Consider the following 2177-nt stretch of genomic DNA (forward strand, 5'->3'; position numbering starts at 1 on the left):
AAGAAAACGGCATAAGTTTAAAAGCCCTGCCTCCTTTTATTCGAAGGAGCTAAGAAAAATTGCACTTCATGGTGTAATCTAGGATATATAGCTAACAGCATTAAATCATAATATTTTAGATCATCAAATCTTTGAGCGCACACCATTAAACGAAACACCCAAACAAGCCGTTGAGGTTGAAAACCCGCACACCCAACTGATTGTGGGTAAAATCATTGACAACTCAATTTCTAAGCAAGAAAAACAGCTAACTAATCCAATTATCGGCTTAAATCCAGACAATAAACTTACATCATATAAAACAAATATCATTGCCGATTCAACTCACAAGCAAGATATCATTACCACCATACCTTTTCTGCCTGATGATTTTGAAGGACATTTAGAAAACAAAACCAACACGCCGACAGTCACCGAACCGGATTTACCGGCAACTGAAGATGACATGGAGCCGTCTAAAACGATCAGTATTTACGAGCCGAATCTAACCTTACCGGATAATAGCTTATGGATAGTTCACAAAGATACAGACAAAAATTATATTATTGAAACCGACCCGCGTTTTACCCAACGCAAAAAATGGTTGAGCTCAGATTATATGCTCAACCGCTTAAAGGTTGATCCGAATCACATCCAAAAACGGTTAGGGGATGGTTATTACGAGCAACAACTGATTCGGGAGCAAATTATAGGGTTAACGGGACATCGTTATTTACACGGTTACCGTTCAGATTTAGAACAATACCAAGCATTGATGGATGCTGGAATTCGTTTTGCCAATGATTATGGCATTGTCCCCGGCGTTGAATTATCGGCAGAGCAGATGAAAGCCTTAACCAGCGACATCGTGTTATTAGTGAAAAAAACCATCAATGTTGATGGTCAAAGCATGGATGTGTTAGTGCCACAAGTTTATGTGGTTAATCGGCCACAGCTGGGTAGCGATGGGGCATTAATTGCAGGCGAAAATGTATTTATTAAAGGCGATGAACTTAATAGCAATGGATTAATAAACGCCAAGAACGATATTTTATTAGAAGGGCATAACGTCACTAATAAAGGGACGATTTATGGTGATAGAGTTGCCATTAATGCTGAAAATGATATTACCAATTACGGTAAACTAATAGGTGATAAACTGGTTTATTTATCGGCCGATAACGACATCAACCTATTATCAAGCACGCGCACACAAACTCGAGGTCGCAACTTAACCACCAATATTGACCAAAGTAGTATTATTCAAGTGAACAATGGCAATATCGTGATAGATGCGGGTCGTGACATCACGACAAAAGCGGGATGGATAATAAATAATGGCGAGACGGGCAATACCTGGTTACAAGCCGGTCATGACATCAAATTTAACACGGCAGAGATTGAAGAAAAATTAGAATTTAGGGTCAAAAAGGACTACCGCAAAACCGATGAAAAAAGCGTAGTTGGTACAGAGATAAGTGCCATTAATAATGTAATGCTTATGGCGGGTAATGACATAAACGCCAAAACGGTTGATATTGTTGCGGGGAATCATTTAGGGTTACAAGCAGATAACGACATTACATTAGGCTCCTCGACAGAACGGTTTGAGTTAGATGAGTTTCACAAGAGCAAAAAGAAAGGCTTTTTAAACAAGAGCACCACAACAACGCATACCCAAATAGACAACACCAGCCAAAAAGGCAGTGAGCTTTATGGCGATAGTGTCAGCATTAATGCGGGCAACAACTTAACGGTGACCGGTAGCCAAGTCATTGGTACGCATAATGTAGCACTTGAGGCAGGTAAAGCAATTAATATTGACGCGGTGGAAGCGTCGTATTACCGAAAACACGAAACCAAGACCAAAAAGTCGGGATTAATGGGCAGTGGTGGAATTGGTTTTACGGTAGGCAAGGAAAAGGAAAATCTAAAACAGACCGATACCGAACAAGCCTTTGTGGGCAGTGTGGTGGGTAGTACAAATGGCAATGTCACCCTCCAAGCGGGCAAAGACCTAAATATCAAAGGCAGTGATGTCATCGCCCAACAAAACATCAAATTACAAGGCGAAAACGTCAATATCGAAGCATTAGATGCCAAAACGACGTACAAAGAAGAGTACAGTTACGAAAAGTCAGGCTTAACGGTAGCGTTAACGGGCACGGCTGCGGATATGTATGAAGCGGCAAAAGCAG

General features: G+C 40.8%; 1 protein-coding gene. It reads left to right on the forward strand.

Features of this window, described 5'->3' with window-relative positions; all coding sequences use genetic code 11:
* Window positions 1–202: 202 nt before the first annotated feature.
* Window positions 203–2177: hemagglutinin repeat-containing protein (locus GQ596_RS10875; RefSeq protein ID WP_160401744.1), on the forward strand; the 1975-nt coding region annotated here is incomplete at its 3' end.

It is taken from the genome of Gilliamella sp. Pra-s60, from assembly GCF_009795755.1.
In the GTDB taxonomy this organism is placed as follows: domain Bacteria; phylum Pseudomonadota; class Gammaproteobacteria; order Enterobacterales; family Orbaceae; genus Gilliamella.